Source organism: Croceitalea sp. MTPC6, from assembly GCF_036985525.1.
Lineage (GTDB): Bacteria > Bacteroidota > Bacteroidia > Flavobacteriales > Flavobacteriaceae > Croceitalea.
On record NZ_BTGR01000001.1, the window covers coordinates 41,133 to 66,365 of the forward strand.

Annotated in this window: 24 protein-coding genes; 16 read left to right on the top strand and 8 right to left on the bottom strand. The window is 35.3% G+C overall.

Features of this window, described 5'->3' with window-relative positions; all coding sequences use genetic code 11:
- Positions 1-3: 3 nt before the first annotated feature.
- The 6 genes from AACP56_RS00185 to AACP56_RS00210 all read left to right on the top strand — a co-directional run bounded on the left by AACP56_RS00185 (position 4) and on the right by AACP56_RS00210 (position 6,351).
- Positions 4-345: a DUF2853 family protein gene (locus tag AACP56_RS00185; protein ID WP_339334726.1), complete on the top strand. Its 342-nt coding sequence runs from the start codon at positions 4-6 to the stop codon at positions 343-345.
- Between the two features lie 69 nt (positions 346-414).
- Entirely contained in the window at positions 415-1,245 is an 831-nt protein-coding gene (locus tag AACP56_RS00190; RefSeq protein WP_339334724.1) for a CvfB family protein, read from the top strand.
- Positions 1,246-1,422: 177 nt separating this feature from the next.
- Positions 1,423-2,022 carry an SPOR domain-containing protein gene (locus AACP56_RS00195; RefSeq protein WP_339334722.1) on the top strand — a complete coding sequence of 200 codons (600 nt, stop codon included), beginning with the start codon at positions 1,423-1,425 and terminating at the stop codon, positions 2,020-2,022.
- Positions 2,023-2,931, top strand: a complete 909-nt coding sequence (gene menA, locus AACP56_RS00200; RefSeq protein WP_339334720.1) for a 1,4-dihydroxy-2-naphthoate octaprenyltransferase — start codon at positions 2,023-2,025, stop codon at positions 2,929-2,931. It begins immediately after the preceding gene.
- A gap of 34 nt (positions 2,932-2,965) precedes the next feature.
- Positions 2,966-3,724: a LytR/AlgR family response regulator transcription factor gene (locus AACP56_RS00205; protein ID WP_339334718.1), complete on the top strand. Its 759-nt coding sequence runs from the start codon at positions 2,966-2,968 to the stop codon at positions 3,722-3,724.
- A gap of 713 nt (positions 3,725-4,437) precedes the next feature.
- Positions 4,438-6,351, top strand: a complete 1,914-nt coding sequence (locus AACP56_RS00210; RefSeq protein WP_339339811.1) for a sensor histidine kinase — start codon at positions 4,438-4,440, stop codon at positions 6,349-6,351.
- Position 6,352: 1 nt separating this feature from the next.
- Here the strand turns inward: AACP56_RS00210 and AACP56_RS00215 are convergent, their stop codons facing one another.
- Positions 6,353-7,147, bottom strand: a complete 795-nt coding sequence (locus AACP56_RS00215) for an SDR family oxidoreductase (RefSeq protein WP_339334713.1) — start codon at positions 7,145-7,147, stop codon at positions 6,353-6,355.
- Positions 7,148-7,191: 44 nt separating this feature from the next.
- Between AACP56_RS00215 and AACP56_RS00220 the strand changes: the two genes are divergently transcribed.
- From AACP56_RS00220 to AACP56_RS00240, 5 genes are all read left to right on the top strand, one after another.
- The gene (locus AACP56_RS00220; protein WP_339334711.1) at positions 7,192-8,244 is read left to right on the top strand and encodes an o-succinylbenzoate synthase; all 1,053 of its coding nucleotides are present in this window, start codon (positions 7,192-7,194) and stop codon (positions 8,242-8,244) included.
- Entirely contained in the window at positions 8,235-9,182 is a 948-nt protein-coding gene (locus tag AACP56_RS00225; RefSeq protein WP_339334709.1) for a CPBP family intramembrane glutamic endopeptidase, read from the top strand. The genes AACP56_RS00220 and AACP56_RS00225 overlap by 10 nt, the downstream gene beginning before the upstream one ends.
- Entirely contained in the window at positions 9,160-10,227 is a 1,068-nt protein-coding gene (locus AACP56_RS00230) for an AMP-binding protein (RefSeq protein ID WP_339334707.1), read from the top strand. Before AACP56_RS00225 ends, AACP56_RS00230 begins: the two co-directional genes overlap by 23 nt.
- Before the next feature lie 35 nt (positions 10,228-10,262).
- Positions 10,263-11,609: a M24 family metallopeptidase gene (locus tag AACP56_RS00235; RefSeq protein WP_339334705.1), complete on the top strand. Its 1,347-nt coding sequence runs from the start codon at positions 10,263-10,265 to the stop codon at positions 11,607-11,609.
- A 67-nt stretch (positions 11,610-11,676) separates the two neighbouring features.
- Positions 11,677-11,979, top strand: coding sequence for a carboxypeptidase-like regulatory domain-containing protein (locus tag AACP56_RS00240; protein WP_339334703.1), 303 nt, complete (start codon positions 11,677-11,679; stop codon positions 11,977-11,979).
- 83 nt (positions 11,980-12,062) lie between these two features.
- Here AACP56_RS00240 and AACP56_RS00245 read toward each other — a convergent pair whose 3' ends face one another.
- Positions 12,063-13,691, bottom strand: coding sequence for an acyl-CoA carboxylase subunit beta (locus AACP56_RS00245; RefSeq protein WP_339334701.1), 1,629 nt, complete (start codon positions 13,689-13,691; stop codon positions 12,063-12,065).
- 63 nt (positions 13,692-13,754) lie between these two features.
- Between AACP56_RS00245 and AACP56_RS00250 the strand changes: the two genes are divergently transcribed.
- The 3 genes from AACP56_RS00250 (at position 13,755) to ettA (ending at position 16,710) form a co-directional block, all read left to right on the top strand.
- The gene (locus tag AACP56_RS00250) at positions 13,755-14,738 is read left to right on the top strand and encodes a Gfo/Idh/MocA family protein (protein ID WP_339334699.1); all 984 of its coding nucleotides are present in this window, start codon (positions 13,755-13,757) and stop codon (positions 14,736-14,738) included.
- A 62-nt stretch (positions 14,739-14,800) separates the two neighbouring features.
- A complete protein-coding gene (locus AACP56_RS00255) occupies positions 14,801-14,980 on the top strand; it encodes a CAL67264 family membrane protein (RefSeq protein ID WP_339334697.1) in 180 nt (59 codons plus the stop codon).
- 38 nt (positions 14,981-15,018) lie between these two features.
- Complete coding sequence (gene ettA / locus AACP56_RS00260) at positions 15,019-16,710, top strand: energy-dependent translational throttle protein EttA (RefSeq protein ID WP_339334695.1); 1,692 nt, start codon at positions 15,019-15,021, stop codon at positions 16,708-16,710.
- Here ettA and AACP56_RS00265 read toward each other — a convergent pair whose 3' ends face one another.
- Both AACP56_RS00265 and AACP56_RS00270 read right to left on the bottom strand, forming a co-directional pair.
- Positions 16,711-17,364 carry a hypothetical protein gene (locus tag AACP56_RS00265; RefSeq protein WP_339334693.1) on the bottom strand — a complete coding sequence of 218 codons (654 nt, stop codon included), beginning with the start codon at positions 17,362-17,364 and terminating at the stop codon, positions 16,711-16,713. It lies immediately after the preceding gene.
- A 95-nt stretch (positions 17,365-17,459) separates the two neighbouring features.
- Positions 17,460-18,257, bottom strand: a complete 798-nt coding sequence (locus tag AACP56_RS00270) for an MBL fold metallo-hydrolase (protein ID WP_339334691.1) — start codon at positions 18,255-18,257, stop codon at positions 17,460-17,462.
- Positions 18,258-18,405: 148 nt separating this feature from the next.
- On the opposite strand from AACP56_RS00270, the gene AACP56_RS00275 reads away from it, so the two are divergent.
- Positions 18,406-19,293 (top strand): hypothetical protein, encoded by an 888-nt coding sequence (locus tag AACP56_RS00275; protein ID WP_339334689.1) that lies wholly within the window; start codon positions 18,406-18,408, stop codon positions 19,291-19,293.
- Between the two features lie 85 nt (positions 19,294-19,378).
- Here AACP56_RS00275 and fumC read toward each other — a convergent pair whose 3' ends face one another.
- Positions 19,379-20,776, bottom strand: a complete 1,398-nt coding sequence (gene fumC / locus AACP56_RS00280; RefSeq protein ID WP_339334687.1) for a class II fumarate hydratase — start codon at positions 20,774-20,776, stop codon at positions 19,379-19,381.
- Between the two features lie 139 nt (positions 20,777-20,915).
- Between fumC and AACP56_RS00285 the strand changes: the two genes are divergently transcribed.
- Positions 20,916-21,089, top strand: coding sequence for a hypothetical protein (locus AACP56_RS00285; RefSeq protein WP_339334685.1), 174 nt, complete (start codon positions 20,916-20,918; stop codon positions 21,087-21,089).
- Between the two features lie 34 nt (positions 21,090-21,123).
- On the opposite strand, the gene AACP56_RS00290 is transcribed toward AACP56_RS00285, so the two are convergent.
- From AACP56_RS00290 to prfB, 3 genes are all read right to left on the bottom strand, one after another.
- Complete coding sequence (locus AACP56_RS00290) at positions 21,124-23,559, bottom strand: TonB-dependent receptor domain-containing protein (protein WP_339334683.1); 2,436 nt, start codon at positions 23,557-23,559, stop codon at positions 21,124-21,126.
- 1 nt (position 23,560) lies between these two features.
- Complete coding sequence (locus tag AACP56_RS00295; protein WP_339334681.1) at positions 23,561-24,016, bottom strand: hypothetical protein; 456 nt, start codon at positions 24,014-24,016, stop codon at positions 23,561-23,563.
- A 102-nt stretch (positions 24,017-24,118) separates the two neighbouring features.
- A protein-coding gene (prfB, locus tag AACP56_RS00300; RefSeq protein ID WP_339334679.1) for a peptide chain release factor 2 occupies positions 24,119-25,214 on the bottom strand; the annotation gives its coding sequence in 2 pieces (ribosomal slippage) (positions 24,119-25,150 and positions 25,152-25,214; 1,095 coding nt in all).
- Between the last annotated feature and the right edge of the window lie 19 nt (positions 25,215-25,233).

The window sequence follows — 25,233 nt, forward strand, 5'->3', positions numbered from 1 at the left end:
ATCATGAGTAAAAGAGACGAATTAATTGAAAAGTATGCCGCCGATATCAAGGATAAATTTGGCGAAACTCCAAACATGGATTTGCTTACTAAAGTAGCTATAGGATTAGGTCCAGCTATTTATAATTTAGATGCTTCAAAAGTTTCGGGAAGTGATGACAAAGAACTTGAAACAGTTAAAAATAACTTTCTTATAAAGAAATTGGGGCTTTCAGACAGTCCACAACTTATGGATGCCATTAATAGCGTTATTGATAAGTATGGCCGTTCCGAGAGAAACAAGCATAGAGCGGTTATTTACTATCAGTTGGCAAGGCATTTCAAAAAAGAATCTGTCTATAATTAAGATATAGTTTTTAAAATATCATAAAGCCGCCTCATATTGAGACGGCTTTTTTATTTCTATTTTTGTCGAATGATAAAACTGGGAAATTACAATACTTTAGAAATTTTAAGGAGTACTAGTGTTGGACTTTTTCTTGGAGATGAAGAGGGAACCGAAATCCTACTACCAAATAAATACGTTCCTGATCCTATTGAGATTGGTCAAAAACTAACAGTTTTCTGTTATTTGGATAATAGCGAGAGACCAGTTTCTACAACGCTAAAACCTTATGTAGTTAGAGATGGGTTTGCCTTTTTAGAGGTTGTTGAGGTTAGTGCATATGGGGCTTTTATGGATTGGGGCTTGGAGAAGCATTTGTTGGTGCCTTTTAGGGAACAGCGATTAAAAATGGAGCAAGGCACAAAATATGTTGTTCATTGTTATTTGGATGAACAATCATTCAGGTTAACCGCATCCAATAAGATAGATAAGTTTTTAGACAATGAAAACATAACAAAAAAACAAAACGACGAGGTTTCCTTATTAGTAAGTAGAAAAACAGAATTAGGGTGGGAAACTATAATTGATAATAAGCACAAAGGTCTTTTGTTTTTTAGCGATGTATTCCAAAGCCTAAGTATAGGGGATACTTTAAAGGGTTACATTAAAAATATAAGAGAGGATAAAAAAATTGATATTTCTCTAGTACCCATTGGTGAAAAAATGTTGGAGCCAACAGCCGAACTCATTTTGCAGAAACTCAAGGACTCCAATGGTTTTTTGGGATTGCACGATAAATCGCCCCCGGAAGAAATACGCAACGCACTCCAACTAAGTAAAAAAGCTTTTAAGAAAGGCATCGGCACCTTGTACAGAGAGCGAAAAATAGTATTGGAACCTAATGGAATTCGGTTATTGTAAAGTTGTCATCTTGAGGTTTTGTCAGTAAAAACTTGCTTTTTGCCAGTTAAAAATGGATTTAACCATGCATTATTTTTTTGTTAGGACAAAAATTTTACTTTTGTAAAAAGCTGCCTTTTAAGTATTTGATAACTATTTAATTAGCAGTTACATTAAGAATTTTAATTTCATTGCTGTATGCCATTTATTGAGGAAAATGATTTGTTGGATTTGCATAAGGATATTGAGAAATCGCAAATAATCAACGAAAGGCTTCTCGACCAAATTGGTTTTAAAAATAAAGATCTTAAAAAACTTAAGATTCAGCGTAACGTATTAGCAGGCGTTACATTCCTTTTTCTTTTGATAACTTTTGGACTTTGGGGCCTCTTTTCTGGCCTTAGAACTTCAAACAATTTCCGTGAACAAGCAACTTTAACAGAGGCTATTGACAGTATAGATACTTTCAGGTCACGTATTGATTACTTGAAGCAACGAAACGAGGAACTTAGTTTAGTGAAAGAATTCTATTTGGCAAAAGAGTTTTTAGAAAAAGAGAAGATATATTCCGTTCAAGTGAAATCCTTTGTTGATAATAACGCCACCCTAGCTTCTGAAGCATTGACCAATACGCTTTTTGTAAAGACAAATCCGTTTTACGCGTATTCTCTTGGAAACTTTGAAACTTTAGATGAGGCAAGGCGTTTCCGAGAGCAATTGGTAACAATGGGCTTTAAAGATGCCTTTGTTGCTTCGTATCAAGATGGAAAACGCGTTAAAATTGAAGATCCGTTTTAATTGAGCAAATTCAAAGCATGGGTAAGCGCTGCTAGACTTCGCACACTACCCTTATCCATTTCTGGAATTATTGTTGGTACTTCATTGGCCAATCTTAGGGGATTTAGCAATTACACAATATTTACCTTAGCACTGCTCACGACAATTGCCTTTCAGATAACCTCAAACTTTGCAAATGATTACGGAGACGGTGTAAAAGGGACGGATGCAGCGGACCGTGTTGGTCCCAGGCGTGCTCTTCAAAGTGGCATACTTACAAAACGAGAACTTAAATCTGGAATAGTAATAAGCATTTTGGTATGCTTTGTACTTGCCCTTCTTTTAATTTACTATTCTTTTGGGTTAAAAAATCTGTTATATCCATTATTGTTTCTGGTGTTGGCTGGGTTTAGTGTTTGGGCGGCAATAAAATATACAATGGGAGAGTCTCCATATGGATATAAGGGGTTGGGAGACTTGTTTGTTTTCATTTTTTTTGGATTACTTGCTGTTTTAGGAACTTTATTTCTTTATACAAAAACGATTGATACAATTTCACTATTACCAGCTATTTCAATTGGGCTTCTTTGCGTTGGGGTTTTAAACTTGAACAATCTTAGGGATATTGAATCGGATAAAAATCATGGGAAGAATACCTTGATTGTAAAAATGGGTTTTAATAGAGGAAAAAAGTACCATTACACCATACTTCTCATAAGCCTTATTTGCATGGTGTTATTTTACATTGTTAGTTTAAATGGCTATTCAAGACTATTTTATTTTGTTGCTTACTTACCAATCTTTGTTCATCTGCGCAAAGTGTATTTGACCAAATTTCCAGTTGAATTAGATACTGAATTAAAAAAATTAGCGTTAAGTACATTCCTGCTATCATGCTTGTTTTATATAGCAGTTAATTATTTTTCGTAATTTTATTCACTAGAATAATGTAAACCAGCTTATTTTGGAACACCCCATAAAGATTCTTATAGTTGAGGACAACGTCATTATTGCTGATGATATGCAGTCCATGTTGGAAGAAATAGGTTATGAAGTTGTTGATAATGTCATCGTTTACGAACAAGCGGTTGAAGTTTTAAAAAACAATCACGTAGACCTAGTTCTAATTGATATTATACTTGCTTCGGACAAGACAGGAATAGATTTAGGAAAACATATAAGAGATGTTTATAACATTCCGTTTGTATTTGTTACTTCAAATTCTGATAAGGCAACTGTTGAAAATGCCAAAACCGTAAAACCAGACGGTTATTTAGTTAAACCGTTTGAGCAACAAGACCTTTACACATCTATAGAAATAGCACTGTCAAATTTTAATTACTCTGCCAAAGCGAGTAATAATAACAGCGGTGAAAACGATGTGGAGGATGGTTTTATGTCTAACTCCGTTTTGAAAGATTCCATTTTTGTAAAAAAGCAACATCTGTATTACAGAATTCAGTTTGGAGATATTCAATTCATAAAAGCGGATAACGTTTACCTAGAAGTAAATACAGTAGACAAGAAATTCTTGGTAAGATCTCCGTTAAAGGACTACTTGGAAAAATTGCCCAAAGGAAAATTTTATCGTGCGCACAAATCTTATATTGTTAATGTGGATCATATAGATGCTATTAACTCCAAAGACATTATGATAAATAATACCCTAATCCCAATCTCTAAAGATTTTAAGGAATTTATTATCTCATCAATGAATTCATAAATAAGATATTACCACGTAAATACAAAGGCACCTATTCCTATAGGTGCCTTTGTATTTATAGTTACTATAGAGTACAGTAATATGGCTCTAAACCACATCTAAAGCTCAGTTCACAACATTAATTTCTGTTCGAGAGTAATGAGCCATACTTTTACGATGTAATAATAAAGAAAGTAAATTTTTTCATTTTCATATAGTGTTCTCGTAAAAGAGCCTTATCCAAAAGATAGGGCTTTTTTTGTGCTTTAAATTTTATAGAGTTTAAATAGATTATCCACTAAGTACACAAAACATCGATAAAATGTACTTTCACATATACTTAAAATGGTTTCACAACAGAAATTGGCACTTTCACAACATTTTAGGGATATGGTATGCGTTTCATCATAATTTTGATAGAAATTTATGTGCCAACAAATCTTACTTTATTAAAATATGAAAAGGATCATACTTCATTGTATGGTCTTTTTTTAATGGGCAGAGTGAATTTGTTGTAAAATCCACCCCAACTAACTATTCTTTAGTGGTTATACCACTTAAGTCATTTGATTTACAACAAAACATTGTGACCTAGTACATATAGAAGTAATTTTGATTGAATACGTTCAAAGCTTTTACATAAGTTATTTTAAAATAGAACGTTTTCTAAAGTATAGTAGTAAATTATAATGCCAAAGCAAGCTAAAATATTTGTCCTTATAGGCCTTTTCACAATGGGTTGGATATCTGCGCAATCAATCCAAACTGAGAGGATAGATTTACTGGAAACTTTTAGAAATGCGGAAGGAGCTGTTGAAAAATTTAAATTCTTTTTTGCAACCCCTAATAGATATACACAGAACTCAGCTTATGATTGGCTAGATGATGTAAAAGTATATCTCAACAGCGCTGAAAAAATCAATGATTCTTCAGAAATAGTTTTGTATAAGTTAATACAAGCACAATTGTACAATGACTTAGGTGATTATGATAAGAGTATCGCCATTGCCAAAGAGTTGCCAAAAAATAAGGATTCACTTGGACAAAGACCATTGGAAATACTGCTTACAATTTTAGATGAGAATTATGGTAAGCTTCAAATGTTCAATGAACAAATTGAAACACGAGAAGAAAAGAAGACTTTTGGTTATACACAAGGGGTTGCTTTCTATGATATTTATGAAAAGATGGGCTTGTACAGAAGGGCCATGGAAAAGTACATCATGACCGTGGGTACAACCATTGCCGATAATGACCATTTTGGCAAGGCCAAGTACCATAATAAAATTGGAAATTATCTAAGGTTGGATAAATCTGAGCCAACTGCCATTACAGAGTTTAATAAAGCCAATGCTTTTCTGGAACTTTTTATCAATGATTTAACCAAGCAAAAATCTGAGAACGAACTTTTTGAAATTGAACTGCTCAAAGCAGAAATAGAAGGTAATATTGGAAAATCCCATGTTGGATTAAAGCAATACATTGAAGCACTCCCTTACCTGAAGTCAAGTCTTGATGTCTTTGAGGAATTTGATAATGATAGGTATCAAGCCCAAATAGTTGATAACACCTTAAATTTTGCCAACGCCCACTTACAATTAAGCAACTACAGGACAGCAAAAAGAAATTTAGATAAGATAGATAGTGTTGTGACTGTGCAACAACAATTAAGATTAAATCGTTTATTGGCGAATTATTATGATAGGACAGAAAACTACAGGACAGCTTCTATATACTATAAGAATAATGAACGTATCATAGATTCATTAAAAGCGAAAGAACAGTCAATATTAAACCAACAATTAGTTGCCATAGTTGGCACATCTGATTTAGAAAACTCGCGTAAACTTATCAATGAGCAAAAAGCAGCCAATGAAAAGTTTAGAAGTGAGATGCAACAGGCAAGCGAGCGTACTAACCTTGTGATTATTTCTTTGATATTTACTTTGCTCGGGTTTGCTGGTTTGGTTTATGCTTATTTAAAAAGTATAAAAAACCAAAGGTTAATCGCACAGCAAAAGCATATTATAGAAGATTCACTCAAAGAGAAAGATTCTCTATTAAAGGAAATTCATCATAGGGTAAAAAACAATTTACAGATGGTTTCAAGTTTGCTAAGTCTCCAAACTAAAAACACTAGAAGTAAAGCTGCAATAGAAGCATTGGAAGAGGGAAAGAGTAGGGTAAAAGCAATGGCTTTGATTCACCAAAAGCTATATCAAAATGAAGACCTTTCAGTAATTGAAATGCAAGGTTACATAGAAAGCCTAATCAACAGTGTACAATCAGTTTATAAAAAAGGGGGGCATAATATCAGTATTACCATTGATGCTGAGGGGACCGAACTGGATATTGACAGAGCCATACCTTTTGGGCTAATTTTAAACGAACTGGTTTCCAACTCTTTTAAATATGCTTTCCCAGAAAGTGATGAAAACGGTAAAATATATATTCACCTTAGAAAGAATGGGGAACAGGGATATTTTGAGTATACTGATAATGGTGTTGGATTACCTGATGATACGGATGAACGAGCGAATTCTTCAATGGGAATAAGATTAATGAACCGTTTGGTGAATCAACTGCAGTCTAAATTAAATGTAGACAAATCCGGTGAGGGTGTTCGCTTTTGGTTTAATTTCAATTAACCTATTTTACTGTACTTCTAAGAACTAGTTTGTGTAAGAGCTTAGGAAAAAAACGTTTTACATAAACTCCTTTAGTTTCTTTACCTCCCACATAAATCTCAAAATTCTTTCTTTCGATTGCTTTGACCATTCTTGAACATAGCTTTTCAGTGGTAATTCCATTTTCAGTGGCTTGGTCGTTTTCTCCTTGTTGAGAACCGTCACCAGTCAATGCACTTTTGGCAATATTTGTATTTACAAACCCAGGGCATACCATCGTTACATCTATATTATCCTTGTCATGTTCCATTCGTAAGGAATCAAAAAAACCATGCAGTGCATGCTTGGCTCCACAATAGCCAGAGCGATAAGGAGATGAAAATTTCCCCATCAAACTACTCACAGTAACAAAGTGTCCAGACTTTTGTTTTATAAAATGAGGCAACAAAGCTTTGGTTAAAGCAACTGTACCCAAATAGTCCACATCAATCATTTTTTGATATACACTAAAATCAGTTTCAGCAATTAAAGAGCGCTGGCTTATTCCTGCATTATTCACTAGAACATCTATGTTACCAACAATTGATAAGGCTTTTTCAACCTTATCGTTCATTTTCTCAAATTCTATGATGTCTAAAGGCAGAATATAGATGTTTTCCTTGTTAGCGCATTTATCCTTTACCTTTTCTAGCATTTCCTTTCTCCTTGCAGAAAGTATCAGTTTACAATTTCTCAAGGAAAGTTGATAGGCAAGTTCTTCACCAATACCCGATGAAGCTCCAGTAATCCAAACCGTTTTTCCGTCAATTCTAGGCATAAGAATTTATTTAGGCGTAGAATATAGTTAATTTTGATTAGTAGATGAGAGCATCATATAAAAAGCATGAACTTATTTTTAAACGCCCTAGTGGAACTTCTAGAGGTGTGTTGAATACTAAAGAAACATGGTTCATTTTACTGCAAAGTGATAATAACTATGGAATTGGAGAATGTGGTTTGCTAAAAGGTTTAAGTTTTGATGATGTGCCAAATTATGAGGCCAAACTAAAATGGGTCTGCGAGAACATCTATTTGGGTCTTGAAAAGCTTTTGGAGCAGTTATTGGATTTCCCCTCAATTCAGTTTGGATTGGAACAAGCCTTTTTATCTTTTTCCTCTAATAACTCGTTTGAATTGTTTCCAAGCAACTTTACAACCAAAGAGTCCCCAATTGAAATCAATGGATTGATTTGGATGGGCAGCAAAGAGTTTATGTTAGAGCAAATTGCTGAGAAACTTGAATCAGGTTTCAGTTGTATTAAAATGAAGATTGGTGCGATAGATTTTGATACTGAATTTGCTTTGTTAAGTTCAATTAGAGAAAAGTACAGTAAAGATGAGATTGAGCTTAGGGTAGATGCCAATGGAGCATTTGAGGCTAAAGAAGCACTTTCCAAATTAGAGCAATTATCAAAGTTGGATTTACACTCAATTGAACAGCCCATAAAACAGGGTAAATGGGAGATGATGAAACAACTTTGCAATGAAACACCTTTACCAATCGCTCTAGATGAGGAGTTGATTAGGATAACTTCTTTGGAAGTAAAAAGTGAATTGCTCAAGACCATACAGCCTCAGTACATTATTCTTAAACCTAGTTTAGTAGGGGGTTATAAAGGTTCGCAAGAATGGATAGCGCTTGCCGAACAACTTAACATTGGATGGTGGATTACAAGTGCATTGGAAAGTAATATTGGCCTAAACGCTATCGCACAATGGACATATACTATGAAAAACCCATTGCCACAAGGTCTTGGTACAGGAAGCCTTTTCACTAATAATTTTGATAGCCCTTTAAAAGTTGAACAGGGTAATTTATATTATGGAAAAGATTTATCTTGGCAATCAGATATAAAAGAAAAACTATGTACGTAGAACAAGGTTATCGAGGTGATTTAAAATTATGGAAATATTTATTTATTCCGATTGGTTTTATAGGCTTCATGGTTTTAAATTACATCACAGTGTTAATGTCTGATGAACCAGTTGATGTAATGATGAATCGTTTAATTGAAATGATTGGAAAAAATGCTGTCCTAGCTATTAACCTTGGTATTTTGGCTGTGGGTCTTTTTGTAGTATTAGGATGGACAAAATTGGTGCATCCGCAATCGATAACATCATTAACAACATCAAGAAAAAATATAGATTGGGGGCGTATTTTCACCTCTTTTTTTATTTGGGGAGCAATTACAACTGCTTTTACCCTAGCCAGCGTGTATTATTTGGCGCCAGAGGATTTTATTAATAATTTTGATATTAGAAAGTTTTTAATATTACTGCCCATAGCTATCATACTAGTGCCTTTACAAACTAGTTTTGAGGAGTATCTTTTTAGAGGGTATATGATGCAAGGTTTGGGTATTTGGGTTAAGAATAAATGGTTGCCTTTAATAGTAACTTCTGTTTTGTTTGGGCTAATGCATATTGCCAATCCAGAAATAGGAAAAATAGGGTATATTCTTTTAATTTATTATATAGGAACTGGTTTCTTTCTAGGAATAATAACCTTGATGGATGAAGGTTTAGAACTGGCATTGGGTTTTCATGCTGCGAATAACCTTTTTGGAGTTTTGTTGGTTACATATGATTGGGGCGCCTTGCAAGCAGATGCAATTTTTAAAAATGTTGCCGTGGCAGAAGGAGCAGTTTTATCAGAAATCTTGGTTCCGGTTTTTGTAGTATTTCCAATTCTATTGTTCATTTTCTCTAAAAAGTACAAGTGGACAAATTGGAACCAAAGACTTTTTGGTAAAGTGATGGACAAAGAAGAATTTTTAGCCCTTGAAGATGGAAATCCACCCAAGATTTAAGTTTAATGGGAAATCCCATTCAATTCAAGAACTCACAGAAGTTGCTTATGACCTAGTTAAAGAAGGCGAAAAGCATGAGATTTCAATTGGAGATTTTTTACTTGATTGGTTAGGTAATTCTAAAGGCATAAGTGTATCTACATCAGGCTCTACTGGAAAACCTAAAAAAATACAGCTACAAAAAAAACAAATGGTCAATTCTGCTTTGGCCACAGGTTCTTTTTTTAATTTGATTCCAGGTAGTTCTGCTTTGTTATGTTTACCCTGCGATTTTATTGCGGGTAAAATGATGTTGGTAAGGGCTATGGTTTTAGGCTTGGAATTGGATTATGTAAAACCAAATTTAAACCCAATATCTAGAATAACAACGGAATACGATTTTACTGCAATGATTCCATTGCAAGCACAAAATTCTTTAAATAAACTCAATAGTATAAAAACATTAATAATCGGTGGCGCTCCGGTAGGACATGATTTGTTAAAACCCCTCGGAGAGATACAAGCTTCTGTCTATGAAACTTATGGAATGACTGAAACCATTACCCATATAGCTGCAAAAAGATTGAATAAGAAGTCGTCTATTGGAGAAAATTATTTCACAGTACTCCCTAATATTTCTATAACTAAGGATAATAGGGATTGTTTGGTAATAGATGCTCCAAAAATTAGTGATGGAAAAGTTACTACTAATGATATAGTCGAACTGATTTCAGAAAATGAATTTAAATGGCTCGGGCGTTATGACTCAATAATCAATTCAGGAGGCATCAAATTAATTCCAGAGCAGATTGAGGCTAAGTTAAGCTCAGTGATTAAAAATCGATTCTTTGTAGCAGGCATTCCAGATGTAACTTTAGGTCAAAAGTTAGTGTTGCTCATTGAAGGAGGGATTGATGCTGAAGGCTTATTGTCCAAAATCAAATCCGTAAAAAGTTTAACCAAATTTGAGGTTCCAAAAGCTGTTCTAAATCCAAATCAATTTATAGAAAGCTCAAATGGGAAGATTCTAAGAGCTCAAACATTACAAATGGCACTTACTAATTAATATTTTGTATTTTTCATTTCATACAACCATATCAAATGAAAAATCGATTACTTCTTATCTTTTTTATTCTTCCATTTTTATTGAATGCTCAACAAATTCTGCCTGAAATTGAACGGGCTAGGGTAGTGGATGAAATTTTGGAAGATAAGTTCAATAATCTCTTACCAGAGTTAATGGATAAGACTGGTATTGACATGTGGATTCTTATTTCCAGAGAATACAACGAAGATCCTGTTCTAAAAACTATGTTACCTGCTACTTGGCTCAACGCCAGGAGAAGGACAATACTAGTTTTTTATAGAGACAAGAGGAACAATACAATTGATAAGTTGGCTGTTGCCAGATATAACGTGGGGAAAAGTATTACTTCAGCATGGGATAAAGAAAAAGAGCCTGACCAGTGGAAACGTTTGATACAGATAATTGGGGAACGAAACCCGTCTAAAATTGGATTGAATTTTTCCAAAGACCATAATATTGCAGATGGTCTTGATAAAACCGATTATGATGAATTTATGCAAAATCTCCCAAAAAAATACCGTGATAGGATTGGTTCTGCTGAGCAGCTTGCAGTACGTTGGATTGAGACTCGAACTGAACGCGAAATGGTCATATATAACCAATTGGTTGATATAACCCATGATATTATTGCTGGGGCTTTTTCAGAAAAAGTGATTACACCTGGAATTACTACGACTACCGAGGTGGAATGGTGGATGCGTCAAAAAGTAACAGATATGGGACTTGAGACATGGTTTCATCCCACTGTTGATGTCCAAAGAACAAGTGAAAAACTAGTAGGTCATTTATATTCATTTTCAGGCAGACCAGACGATACGGTTATTTTGCCAGGAGATTTATTGCATTGCGATTTTGGAATTACTTATTTGCGATTAAATACTGATTGTCAAGAATTGGCCTATGTACTAAAACCAGAAGAGAAAAAAGCTCCTGATTTTCTTGTAAACGGCTTGAGAGATGGAAATCGTGTCCAGGATTTCTTGACCAAAAATATGATAACAGGTAAAACGGGAAATGAGATTTTGGCCAAGTCATTGAAAGAAGCAAGAGAAGCTGGCCTTAAACCAGCAATATATACACATCCTTTAGGATTATATGGGCATTCCGCAGGAACAACAATAGGCATGTGGGATTCGCAGGGAGGTGTTACGAAGGATGATGGTGATAATTACCCTTTAAATCCCAATACTGTTTATGCCATAGAATTGAACACTACTATTACTGTTACAGAATGGGTAAGGGATATTAGAATTATGCTGGAAGAGGCTGGATTTTATGGTAAAAATGGTTTTAGATATGTAAATGGAAGACAAACGGAACTTTTATTGATTCCAAGGGTTAAATCGCATCAGGGCAACTAATTAGCGGTTAGTAGGAAACAATTACTATTTCAAAATTTTGTAACCTGAATACATAAAAATTCTAGCTATGAAAAAGTTACTAATTCTTTTTTTACTCTCCACTTCATTTTGTTTCCCCCAAAATGGGAATAAGAACATATCTGGCTCAATAAGTGATGGGAAACTTCCTATTTCAAATGTTTCCGTATCAATAGAAGGAGAATCAAAATCAGTCTTTTCCGATGAATATGGAAAGTATGCTATCCAGGCCAATATTGGAGATATACTTAAATATAGTTATCAGGGCATGAAAACGGTTCATATCAAAGTAGAAGATGTTACGAGAATATTGAATATTACTTTGCTCCCTATTCTCAGCGTAAGGAAGTAAAAGTTTTTAAATTGAGTGTGAAAAATGTAAACCAATCTCTTTTTAATATCTCTGTAGGCAGTAAACTAGTAGCTAGATAATAACTAAACCTGCAAAACCCCTAAATTAAATTGCTTTTCAATGGGAGCATGGTTAGCAGCCTCAATTCCCATTGAAACCCATTTTCGGGTCTCCAAAGGGTCTATGACTGCATCTGTCCATATTCTGGATGCTGCGTAATACGGAGAGACTTGATTGTCATAGCGGTCTTTTATGGTTTTAAAAAGTTCAGCTTCTTCTTCTGAGGTTATTTTTTCTCCTTTTTTCTCCAGAGAAGCTTTTTCAATTTGCAACAATACCTTGGCCGCTGAGTTCCCACTCATTACTGCCAGTTCTGCGCTCGGCCATGCAACTATTAATCTTGGGTCGTAGGCTTTACCACACATTGCATAATTGCCAGCTCCGTAGCTATTTCCAATGACTATGGTAAACTTAGGTACTACGGAATTACTTACTGCGTTTACCATTTTTGCTCCGTCTTTGATAATACCACCATGTTCACTCTTGCTTCCTACCATAAACCCGGTAACATCTTGTAAAAATACCAATGGAATTTTTTTCTGATTACAATTGGCAATAAAACGGGTGGCCTTATCCGCAGAGTCAGAATATATGACCCCACCAAATTGCATTTCTCCCTTGCCGTTTTTCACTACTTTTCGTTGATTGGCAACTATTCCTACCGCCCAACCATCAATACGTGCATAACCAGTTAAAATGCTTTTTCCGTAATCGGCTTTGTATTGCTCAAATTTTGACTCATCAACCAAACGTTCAATAATTTCCACCATATCGTATTGGTCAGAACGTGAAGCGGGTAAAATACCGTAAATATCTTCCTCTTTTTTGCCTGGCTTTTTAATTTCAATTCGGTTAAAGCCAGCCTTATCATAATCACCAATTTTACCCATTATATTTTTAATGGTTTCCAAAGCTGCGGCATCATCCTTTGCTTTGTAATCAGTGACTCCACTTATCTCACAATGTGTTGTTGCTCCACCTAGGGTTTCGTTATCAATACTTTCACCTATCGCTGCTTTCACCAAATAGCTTCCTGCTAAAAAAATGCTGCCAGTTTTATCAACGATTAGTGCTTCATCACTCATAATTGGCAAGTATGCTCCTCCAGCTACACAACTGCCCATAACCGCAGAGATCTGGGTAATACCCATACTGCTCATTACAGCATTATTTCTAAAAATACGACCAAAGTGTTCTTTATCTGGAAAAATTTCATCTTGCATCGGAAGATAAACACCGGCACTATCCACTAGATAAATGATTGGTAATCTGTTTTCTATTGCAATTTCTTGCGCTCGTAAATTTTTCTTCCCAGTTATGGGAAACCATGCACCTGCCTTAACAGTAGCGTCATTAGCCACAACAACACACTGTCTACCTTTTACATAGCCTATTTTGACAACTACCCCGGCAGATGGGCAACCGCCATGTTCTTCATACATGCCTTGTCCGGCAAAAGCAGCAATTTCAATTGCATCTTTATCAGTATCTAGAAGAAAATCGATTCTTTCCCTAGCGGTCATTTTGCCCTTAGCTTGGTGCTTTTCAATACGACTTTTTCCACCACCTAATTTAACTTTAGCCAGTCGTTTTCTTAGTTCTGAGACTTTTAGTTTATTTTGGTCTTCGTTTTGATTGAACTTTAAGTCCATAAATAGATTGCTTAAGCTTTTGATGCCTAAAGATAAGCACTAATCCTGATTTGATTAACGACTATGAGAGGTAAGATACGATGGGGTATTTTGGGGCCTGGAAAAATTGCCCAGAAATTTGCTGAGGATTTAATTCAAGTTTCTGAAGCTCAATTAACTGCAGTTGCCTCAAGGAATTTGCAACGGGCACAAGAGTTTGCCAATACTTATCAAGTTGAAAACGTTTTCGATAGCTACGATAGTTTATTTTCCAGTGATGTGGTTGATGTAATTTATATCGCTACACCTCATACCTTTCATAAAGAGCTGTCCATAAGAGCGATGAGAGCGGGCAAGCATATATTATGTGAAAAGCCCTTGGGCATTAATGTAAGAGAAGTTGCGGCAATGATTAGCGTCGCCAAAGAAAACAATGTTTTTTTGATGGAAGCTTTATGGTCTCGCTTTAATCCGACCATTAGAAGAATAAAGGAGATTACCGAGAATGGGACAATTGGAGAGCTAAAGTATATCAATGCGGATTTTGCTTTTTATGCTATGGATAGGCCTAAGGAATCAAGATTGTTTAACTTGGATTTAGCGGGAGGATCAATTCTGGATATAGGCATCTATCCAGTTTTTTTAGCTTATTTGCTTTTGGGAAAACCAAAAAGAATAGAGTCAATTTCCAACTTTAATGAAAATGGAACAGAAATTCAGACCTCGGTTATATTTCAGTATAAAAATGCTCAGGCTATATTAAGTAGTAGCTTAGGAAATGATTCTCGGATGAGCGCAGAAGTTTCAGGTACTAAGGGAAGTATAACCTTGGAACCTCGTTTTCATGAGACAGATGGTTATTGTTTAAAAACCCATGATATAGTCGAAAACATAGAATTGCCTAAAGTTGGTAATGGCTATACCCATGAAATTATGGAGGTTAACAAATGTCTTGAAGAAAATAAATTGGAAAGTTCCTTGTGGTCGCATAAAAATAGTTTAGAACTCATAATGCTTTTGGATGAAATACGTGAAAAGGGAGGAGTAAGGTTCCCTTTTGAAAATTAAAAGATGACTACAGATTGTTCATTTTTTACGATATTTGATTTTATACAAAAAAATACCATACAGTGAAGGATAAAAATACAATTTTGGGATGGGCCACATTTATAATGATTTTTGTAGGGGTTGGTATGATAGCACTCGGTGCATTCAAATATGATGAAGTAGCCGGATATGGTTTTGGAGCTGTCGGAATAGGTTTTTTTGCCATTGCTTGGGTTTTTAACGCGCTCAAAGGACGGGTTTAATATTTTAATTTTCTTTCAACTTTTAATTTTAGCAAATAATGTCTGACGATAAGAAGGTCATCTTTTCAATGTCTGGGGTTACCAAGACTTACAAGAATGCCAATACCCCTGTATTAAAGAATATATATCTCAGTTTTTTTTATGGCGCCAAAATTGGGATTTTAGGACTTAACGGTTCTGGTAAATCAACACTATTAAAAATAATTGCTGGGGTAGATAAAAACTTTCAGGGTGATGTAGTTTTTTCACCTGGTTACAACGTAGGTTATTTAGAACAAGAACCACAGTTGGATGAGAACAAAACCGTTTTGGAAGTGGTTAAGGAAGGAGCTGCTGAGACAGTTGCGATTTTAGATGAGTACAATAAGATTAACGATATGTTTGGTTTGCCCGAGGTTTATGAAGATGTAGACAAAATGCAAAAACTCATGGACAAGCAGGCTGAGCTTCAGGATAAGATTGACGCCAGTAATGCTTGGGAGTTGGATACCAAACTAGAAATAGCCATGGATGCTTTGCGTACTCCAGATTCAGATAAAAAAATAGGTGTTTTATCTGGAGGCGAGCGGAGACGTGTTGCACTTTGTAGACTATTACTACAGGAACCGGAGATTTTATTGTTAGATGAGCCTACTAACCATTTGGATGCAGAATCCGTGCATTGGTTGGAGCATCATTTGGCACAATATAAAGGAACTGTAATCGCAGTAACACACGATAGATATTTTTTAGATAATGTAGCTGGTTGGATTTTAGAATTGGATAGGGGGGAAGGAATACCTTGGAAAGGAAATTATTCTAGTTGGTTGGACCAGAAATCCAAGCGGTTGGCACAAGAAAGCAAACAGGCTTCTAAGCGTCAAAAAACGCTGGAGCGTGAATTGGAATGGGTTAGACAAGGAGCTAAAGGTCGCCAAACCAAACAGAAAGCCAGATTAAAGAACTATGACAAATTAATGAGTCAAGACCAAAAGCAGCTTGATGAAAAGTTAGAGATTTATATTCCAAATGGACCGCGTTTAGGAACTAACGTCATTGAGGCTAAAGGTGTGAGCAAAGCATATGATGATAAATTATTATATGAAGATTTGAACTTCAATTTGCCACAAGCTGGTATTGTGGGTATCATTGGACCAAACGGTGCTGGAAAAACAACCATCTTTAGAATGATAATGGGAGAGGAGCAACCAGATATGGGAGAGTTCGTGGTTGGAGATACTGCTAAATTGGCTTATGTTGATCAGAGTCATTCTAACATTGACCCTGAGAAAACTATTTGGGAGAATTTTAGTGATAGCCAAGAATTGGTAATGATGGGTGGAAGACAAGTTAATTCTAGGGCATATTTGAGTCGATTTAATTTTTCGGGTAGTGAACAGAACAAAAAGGTGAATATGCTTTCTGGTGGTGAACGAAACCGTCTTCATTTGGCAATGACCCTAAAAGAAGAGGGAAATGTGCTATTGCTTGATGAGCCTACCAATGATTTAGATGTAAATACCCTTAGGGCATTAGAGGAAGGTTTAGAGAATTTTGCAGGTTGTGCAGTGGTCATTTCTCACGACCGTTGGTTCTTGGATAGGATTTGTACTCATATTTTAGCTTTTGAAGGGGACTCCCAAGTATATTTCTTTGAAGGTTCTTTTTCAGACTATGAAGAGAACAAAAAGAAGCGTCTTGGTGGAGATTTAATACCTAAACGTATTAAGTATAAAAAATTAATACGTTAACTAATCATTATCTAGCTCTTTCAGAGCTTTTTGTAATAGCTTTTTTGTTTTATCAATGTACATTTCCTGTTGTACTTTAATTGAGCCTGAATGTTTGCCTTCTGAAGAGGGTTCCATTGCGTTTAATGCTCGCAGTAATTTATTGACTTCTACTTCTGTGGCCTTTAATCTTTTCTCCGCGGACGAGATATATTTTGCCAACTTCAAGGTTTCATGGTCTATTCCCTTACTTTCTTTTGAGCCTACTATTTCGTTATTTTGAGTTAAAGGTGAGGTATCAATATTATTTTTAAAAGTGCATTCATCTAAAACGGTTATAAGTTCATCAATGAGCTTCTTTGATTTTTTTGTAAAGAACCTTCCAGCATTCCAATCGATTGGTTCTATTGCTTTTTTAAGGTTTTGTATTGCTTGATAGCTCTTTTCTTCTGCTTTTGCACAACCACAATCACTTCTTAAGACTTCTGCCTTTTTCATCGCTGTTAAAGCACGCTCTGCGTAATACATTTGGTGTTCAAAGTTTGTTGCACCAAGTGATTTTTTTGAATGTGACATGGCATAGGTTACCTTGGAGTATAGGTTATCACACGCCGAATTTGAAAAAGTTACAAGGGAAGTCAGCAATAATGTAGGTAATAAAAATGATGCTTTCATTAAAATATTTTTTCGATTTGGATAATGCTATCCTTGAAAAATAAAGAAATAGTTACTTATGAAACGCACATCTTTTTATTGTAGTATAAAACTTGTTAAAAAGGTGAATTGGGATACCAATCCAATTGAATCACTTCAATATTTGAATCCCCATTGTTGACCAGCTTTTTGAACTTGCCAACATCACTCACATCTGGCCTACCTCTGTAATGATATGGATATACTTGTTTCGGTTTGAAGTCCAAAACTGCATCCGCAGCACTTTCTTCTGTCATTGTGTAGGGTAGATTCATGCATACGAAGGCTTTATCAATATTTTTTAATGTTCTCATTTCTGGAATATCCTCGGTATCCCCTGAAAAATAGATACGCTTGCCATCTAAATTCAAAACATATCCGTTACCACGACCTTTGGTATGGAATTTTAATGCTTCTTCACGAAGGTTATACATAGGTATTGCTTCTACCGTAATTCCAAAGCGCTCTTTAGAGTCACCATTGTTCAAAACATCAATTTGTGGAGTAAACTGTTCGGGCACTCTATCAGCTACAGCTTGGGGCATTATAATTTTCGCTTTTTCAGTATTTAGTTCTTGTAGCGTTTCTAAATTAAAATGATCTCCATGTATATCTGTAATTAGAATTAAATCTGGTTGCTTTTGATTTTCAAATGCTTTAGCACCACCTACTGGATCTATATAAATGGTGATACCCCTCCATTCTAAAATAGCGGTCGCATGTTCAATAGGTCTTATTTTTATCTCGTTCTCAGCTATTACAACAGGTTTTGTATTAAGAGCTTTGTCAGTCTTTTTTTCTTTGCATCCTCCAAGTACTAGGATTAGGAATAAGCACACAATATTATTTTTTATCACTTTACAAAAGTTTAACATTTCTTTTAAAGGTACATTATCACTGGGTTAGAGAAAAAAAATTAACATTTTGACATTTTAAGACATCTAAAAGAAATCTTATCACGTAGATAGAACAGAAGCAAACATTTATGGTTTGTTTAAAAGAAGATATTAAAATCAAATTATTATGACAGACACAAAAAGTAACAACAGTTTAAAAGTGATAGCAGGACTATTGGGAGTTATCCTTTTAGGTACTATCATTTTTGCGGTAACCCAATACAACGAGAATAAAAAGAATACCGTAGCTCTTACTCAAGAGAAGGAATTGGTCGTTGAAGATTTAAATAATCTTAAATCTGAATATGACAAAGCAATCTTAGAAAGCAACGCTACTAACGAAGAGTTGGTTGCTGCTAGAGACAATATTGCTCAGTATATAGATTCTGTACAGAGCATGAAAGCTGATATCGCTTCACTTTCAAGATACAGAAGACAAGTGAGTGTTTTAAAAGCAGAACGTGAAGAATTGCTGAGACAAGTAGACTCATTATCACAGTCTAATACAATGTTGGCCATGCAGAGAGACAGTACATTTGTTGAGTTGGAAAAGCAAACTGTTTTCAACGACTCTCTAGTTGTACAAAACACACAATTAGCTGATGCTGTAGAAAGAGGTTCTGCATTGAACTTGAATACTCAGAGCGTAGATGCTGTTAAAGAAAGAAACAATGGTAAATTGGTTTCTACTTCAAGAGCTAAGGCTACTGATAAATTCAGAGTTTGTTTTACTGTAGCTCCTAATACTATTGCCCAGGCTGGAGATAGAGAGTTCTTTATCGAAGTTCTAGATCCACAAGGAAATATTCTTGGTGAGAGCTTGTCTAAGTCCAATGAAAGCGGCGCTTCAATCACTTACACTAAAGGGACACAGTTTTATTATGAAAACAGTGCGTTAGATGTATGTGATTACATTAACAAGCCAGCTGGAGATTTCCAAAAAGGAAACTATATGGTAAATGTATATGATGACGGATTGAAATTATTAGGTACGTCTAAATTCACATTGAAATAAGAGAATAAACACTATCCACGTAATTAAAAGGGCGGTTCAATCAAAGAGCCGCCCTTTTTATTGTTTAAATTTCCTATTTGGAACTTTACTTAAGGCTTCCAACCATCTTTTCTGGTTTTACCCACTCATCATATTCTTCTGGGGTAACATATCCTAAATTAACCGCTTCTTCTCTTAAAGTAGTACCATTTTTGTGTGCAGTATTAGCTATTTCTGCAGCTTTGTAGTATCCAATTTTAGTATTTAAGGCTGTAACCAACATTAAGGAGTTGTTCAATAAAGTTTTAATGGTTTCATGATTTGGTTCAATACCAGATGCACAGTTTACGTCAAAACTAACACATGCATCACCCAGTAATTGTGCAGACTGCAAAATATTAGCAGCCATCATAGGTTTAAATACATTAAGCTCATAATGTCCTTGTGTACCGCCAACACTGATTGCCACATCATTTCCGATTACTTGGGCACATACCATAGTTAAAGCTTCGGATTGTGTTGGATTTACTTTACCTGGCATAATGGAACTGCCTGGTTCGTTTGCTGGAATAATTATTTCACCGATACCAGAGCGAGGCCCAGAAGCCATCATTCTAATATCATTTGCGATTTTATTAAGTGAGACTGCTAATTGCTTAAGAGCACCATGACTTTCTACAATAGCATCGTGAGCTGCTAAAGCCTCGAACTTATTTTCTGCAGTAATAAATGGAAGTCCGCTAAATTCCGCAATATATTTAGTAACTAAGACATCATAGCCTTCTGGGGTATTTAAACCTGTACCAACAGCTGTACCACCTAAAGCCAATTCACTCAAATGTGCTAAAGTATTTTCCAGAGCCTTGAGCCCGTGGTCTAATTGCGAAACATAACCAGAAAACTCTTGCCCAAGGGTTAGGGGAGTAGCATCCATTAAATGTGTACGCCCAATTTTTACAACATCTTTAAAATCTTTTGTTTTTTTGGCGAATGTATCTCGTAGTTGTTTTACCCCAGGAATAGTTACCTCTACAATTTTTTTATAAGCAGCAACATGCATTCCGGTAGGAAAGGTGTCATTAGATGATTGAGATTTATTCACATCATCGTTGGGTTGAATGGTCTTTTCTCCCTCACCAATTTTTTTGCCTGCTAATTCATGGGCTCTGTTCGCAATTACTTCATTAACGTTCATATTGCTCTGTGTTCCAGAACCAGTTTGCCAAATGACCAATGGGAATTGGTCATCATGATTGCCATCTAATATTTCATCACAAACTTTAGCTATTAAATCTCGTTTCTCTTCAGATAAAACCCCCAATTCATGATTCGTATATGCAGCTGCCTTCTTTAAATAAGCAAAGCCATAAACAACTTCCAATGGCATGGATGCAGGAGTACCTATCTTGAAATTGTTTCTTGAACGTTCTGTTTGTGCACCCCAATATTTATTTGAGGGCACTTTAACTTCGCCCATCGTATCTTTTTCGATTCTATAGTTCATAATTCTGTATTGATATTAGCAAAGGTAAAGTTTAGTCTTTTTATTTTTTGATGAAGTAATATACTTTTAAAATTTTATTGTAACTGATTTGCAATTTTGAATCATTTCAAAGTATCTTTGTAGTATAAATTAAGTTTTCATGGTAGAATTTGACCAATATCTTGGATTTTTAGCATTCTTAACCATCCTAACAATAGGATTCTGGTTAATGATTTTCTTATTGACTTTTGTTGTCCCTTATTGGTTAGGTGGAAATTTATTAGAAATGTGGAAAGAAAGACGTGAGGCTAAACGAGCCAAACGTAACGAATAGAAAAAGGAGCCATTTGGCTCCTTTTTTATTTTTATTATCCTTCAAACTCTTCATCACCACCACTATCACGTTCTCCCCCTTGAGTTCGCTTTTTCTTTTGATTAAATCTATAAGTAAAGGATAGATTGTAACTACGAACACGCCATTGAAATTCGCTATCACTCTGAAAAAATGGTGTTTGGGTCTCGCTTACCCTTCTACGGCTATTGAAAACATCACTTACATTTAAAGCTAAAGAAGCCTTTTCTTTGAACAAGTCTTTGCTGAATGCCAAGCTCATGGAAAAAATTCCCTGGTTTTTGGTTTGAGCAGTTTCCGACGGACCTCTATAAAAAATTCTTGTTTGCCAATCCACGCTACCAGGTAGCGTAATCTTATTATTTAAGCGTACAAACCAACTTAAATTCTCGGCATCAAAATTTTGACCATTAAAATCACCTCTTGTTATCAAGTTGAACAAATTCACATTTCCGTTGATGTTCCATTTTCTATTTGGTCTATAATTAGCATTCATTTCAAAACCATAACGATCATTCTTAGCTAAGTTTACTGGTGTTCTCCGTAATATGCTTACTATTTCCCCATCAAAAAGGGTGTCCTCACCAGTATCCTCAGTAATAAACGTGATAACATTTGTAGCTCTTGCAAAGTAAATAGAACTATTAAGGGTTAGTTTCTTATATCGTTTTAGGTATCCAAAATCTACTTGATTGGAAAATGAAGGTATTAAACTCGGGTTTCCCTGAAATAAATTTGTTGGACTAGATCTGGATGGGAAGGGGTTTAAAAAGCGTGACCTTGGCCTTCTAATTCTTCTATTATAACCAAATTGAATATTTTCTGTTTCGCTAAACTCATAATTTAGGTTTAATGTTGGAAACAAACCATCAAAATTATTACGGTTAAAATCCCCCGTTTCAATTTGATTTATGATTAATCGTGTTGATTCATAACGCAAACCACTTAAAAAAGAAAATTTCTTGATTTTTGTTCCAAACTGAGTATAGACCGCATTTATAGTTTCTTTATAGTCAAGAACATTACTTGGGTCTGTAATGCCTAGTTCATCAATTGTGGGGCTTATAAAAACTACTCTATAGTCTGTATTAAGTCTATTGAAATCCCCACGATACCCTATTTCAAATTGCCCGCCTTCTCCAACAGGTACAACATAATCTGATTGTAGAAAGACTCGCTGTTGGTCCTCAATGGTTTCCACACTTTCACTATCAAAACCATTTTGGACAATTAATGATTCCTCTGTTTCATCACTGGTCTCATATTGAAATGCAAAAGTGAGTTTGTGGTCAGAATTTCCGTTAAACTGTTTATCATAATTGAAGGAATATTGAAATGTTTTATCATCCTCAGTTTCTGGATCAAAACGAAAACCTGAGCTGGTATTGTTTAAATTATCGGTTTGGAAAAAAGTATTGGTTGTTTCACTACTATTATCAGAGTTTCTTAAAAAGATGGATTGTGTAATAGATGCAGTCTTGTTTACATACCACTCTGCACCAAAATTTATGTTATATCCTTTTCGGAACCTTTCAAATTCTCTTTCTTCACGTATAGAATTTGTAAAATCTCCATTTGTATCAAAAAAATCTGTATCATTAAAAGAATTTCCTGGACTTTCCCTGTAATTGTAACCTGTATTGGTGAATAAGTTTAAATCTCCAGTTCTGTAGTTTAAATTTCCGTTTATGCCTGCTCGGTTTGGATAACCTAGGTTAGCGGTAAGTGCCCCATTTAAACCTTGTAGCTTGCTTCTACGTAAAATAATATTAATGATACCGCCAGAACCTTCCGCATCGTAGCGGGCAGAAGGAGATGTTATGACTTCTACTTTTTCAATGGACTCTGCTGGAAGTTGCCTTAAAGCATCGGTACTATTCAATCCTGTGATTGCAGATGGTTTCCCATTAATTAGAATTCTAACATCATCATTTCCTCTAAGTTGCACATTGCCTTCCACATCTACCGAAACTGATGGAACATTATCGAGAACATCGCTAACAGTGCCACCACTTACGGTTAAGTCTTTTCCAACATTATAAATCTTTTTATCTAACCTTAACTCTACGGTTGTGCGTTCTGCGATAACTTCTACTTCAGCTAATTGGGCAACATCAATTGCTAATATAATTTTACCCAGATTTGTGTCTGTACGAAGTAGCTGCCTATCTTTTTTAAAAGATTTATAAGAAATATATTCTACGGATATGTTGTACATACCCGGGGTGGTTTCAACTTCAAATTCACCATTAAGATTAGTTATCCCGCCTGTGACGACATCAGGTTTTCTTACATTTTGAAGAACTAGTGTGGCATATTCTAGAGGCTGCCCAGTGTCTTTATCAATAACTGTCCCTGAAATTTTTATTTGCCTTTGGTCTTGCCCAGTTGGTCTTTGAGCGAATGTACTTGCTGCAGATGAAAGCAAGATGATAAGGAACAGTTTCTTCATATTATGATTTAGCTTTTTTCTTCTTCTTTTTTTTCTTTTTTGCTTTGAATTGATTCTTCTGAAGTTTTAGATACGCCTCATATTTTTCTTCTGGAAGTCCGGCTTTCATTTCTTCATCTTGCAGTTTTGCAAGTTTCTCATATTCCTCCCTCATTTTTTGTGGCTCCAATTTTAAGATTTGAAGCTCCATTCTTTTTTGAACATACTTTACCAATGTAGAACGAACAACAGCTTCTTCAAAAGGATCTAACTCTAAAGTTTCTGTGATTTTTGGCATTTGTTCATCCACTACTTGTTCAGACGTTTTTGCTTCTGGCTCTTTAGGTGGAGTTTGAGCTTGCGGGATTGTATTGCGACCTCCTCGGTTACCATATCTATTACCGTAACCGTACTGGGCTTCAATAGTAGTGTAACTAAATAAAAATAATAAAAAAGCGAGTTGGATTAGTGCTTTCATAATATATTGGATTTCAAAATTAGATTAAGGTTTAAATGTCTTTGGTTAATTGTTTGTTAAAATAAAATAATCGTTAAACAAATTGTGAATCTCTTAAGAATCTTAGTTTTCTTTTTGCCCCATCATCATTAAAAAAGCTTTTAAAAACTGATTGATATCACCGTCCATAACCGCATCTACATTACCAGTTTCTTCTGCAGTGCGTACATCCTTGACCAGTTTATAAGGATGCATCACATAATTTCTAATTTGAGAACCCCATTCTATCTTCATTTTTGACGATTCTATCTCTTGTCTGGCTTCCTGTTTTTTACGAAGCTCAATTTCATAGAGTTGAGACTTTAGCATTTTCATTGCAGTAGCCCTATTATCATGTTGTGAACGAGAATCAGAACAAGAAATCTGTATCCCTGTTGGTTTGTGTACTAACTGAACTTTAGTTTCCACCTTATTTACATTTTGTCCACCAGCACCACTTGAGCGGGCTGTTGTAATTTCAATATCAGCTGGATTGATATCGATTTCAATAGTATCATCAGCCAATGGATAAACATAAACAGAGGCAAACGATGTATGGCGTTTTGCATTACTATCAAATGGTGAAATACGAACTAGACGATGTACCCCATTTTCACCTTTTAGCCATCCAAAAGCATAGTCTCCATCAATTTCTAAAGTAACAGTTTTTATACCCGCAACATCACCTTCTTGATAGTTAAGCTCTTTAACTTTGTAGCCATTCTTCTCGCTCCACATTAAGTACATGCGCATGAGCATTGCTGCCCAATCACAACTCTCTGTACCACCAGCTCCTGCAGTTATCTGCAATACAGCAGTAAGTTCATCACCTTCATCCGAAAGCATGTTTTTGAACTCCAAATTTTCAATAAGTTCAACAGCTTTATCATGTTTTTGGGTCACTTCATCCTCTCCAACTTCACCAGCTTCTTGAAATTCTAACAATACCTCTAAATCATTTACCAAGGTTTGTGCCAAATTGAAATCAGTTACCCAATTTTTCTTTGACTTAATAGATTTCATCTGAATTTGGGCTTCTTGCGGATTGTCCCAAAAACCTGGAGCTAAAGTTTTTTCTTCTTCATTCTCTATCTCAATAAGTTTGGCATCAATGTCAAAGATACCTCCTTAACGCACCAAGGCGATCAATAAGATCTTTATGCTGATCTGTAGAAGTCATAAATTCTATTTGTAGCAAA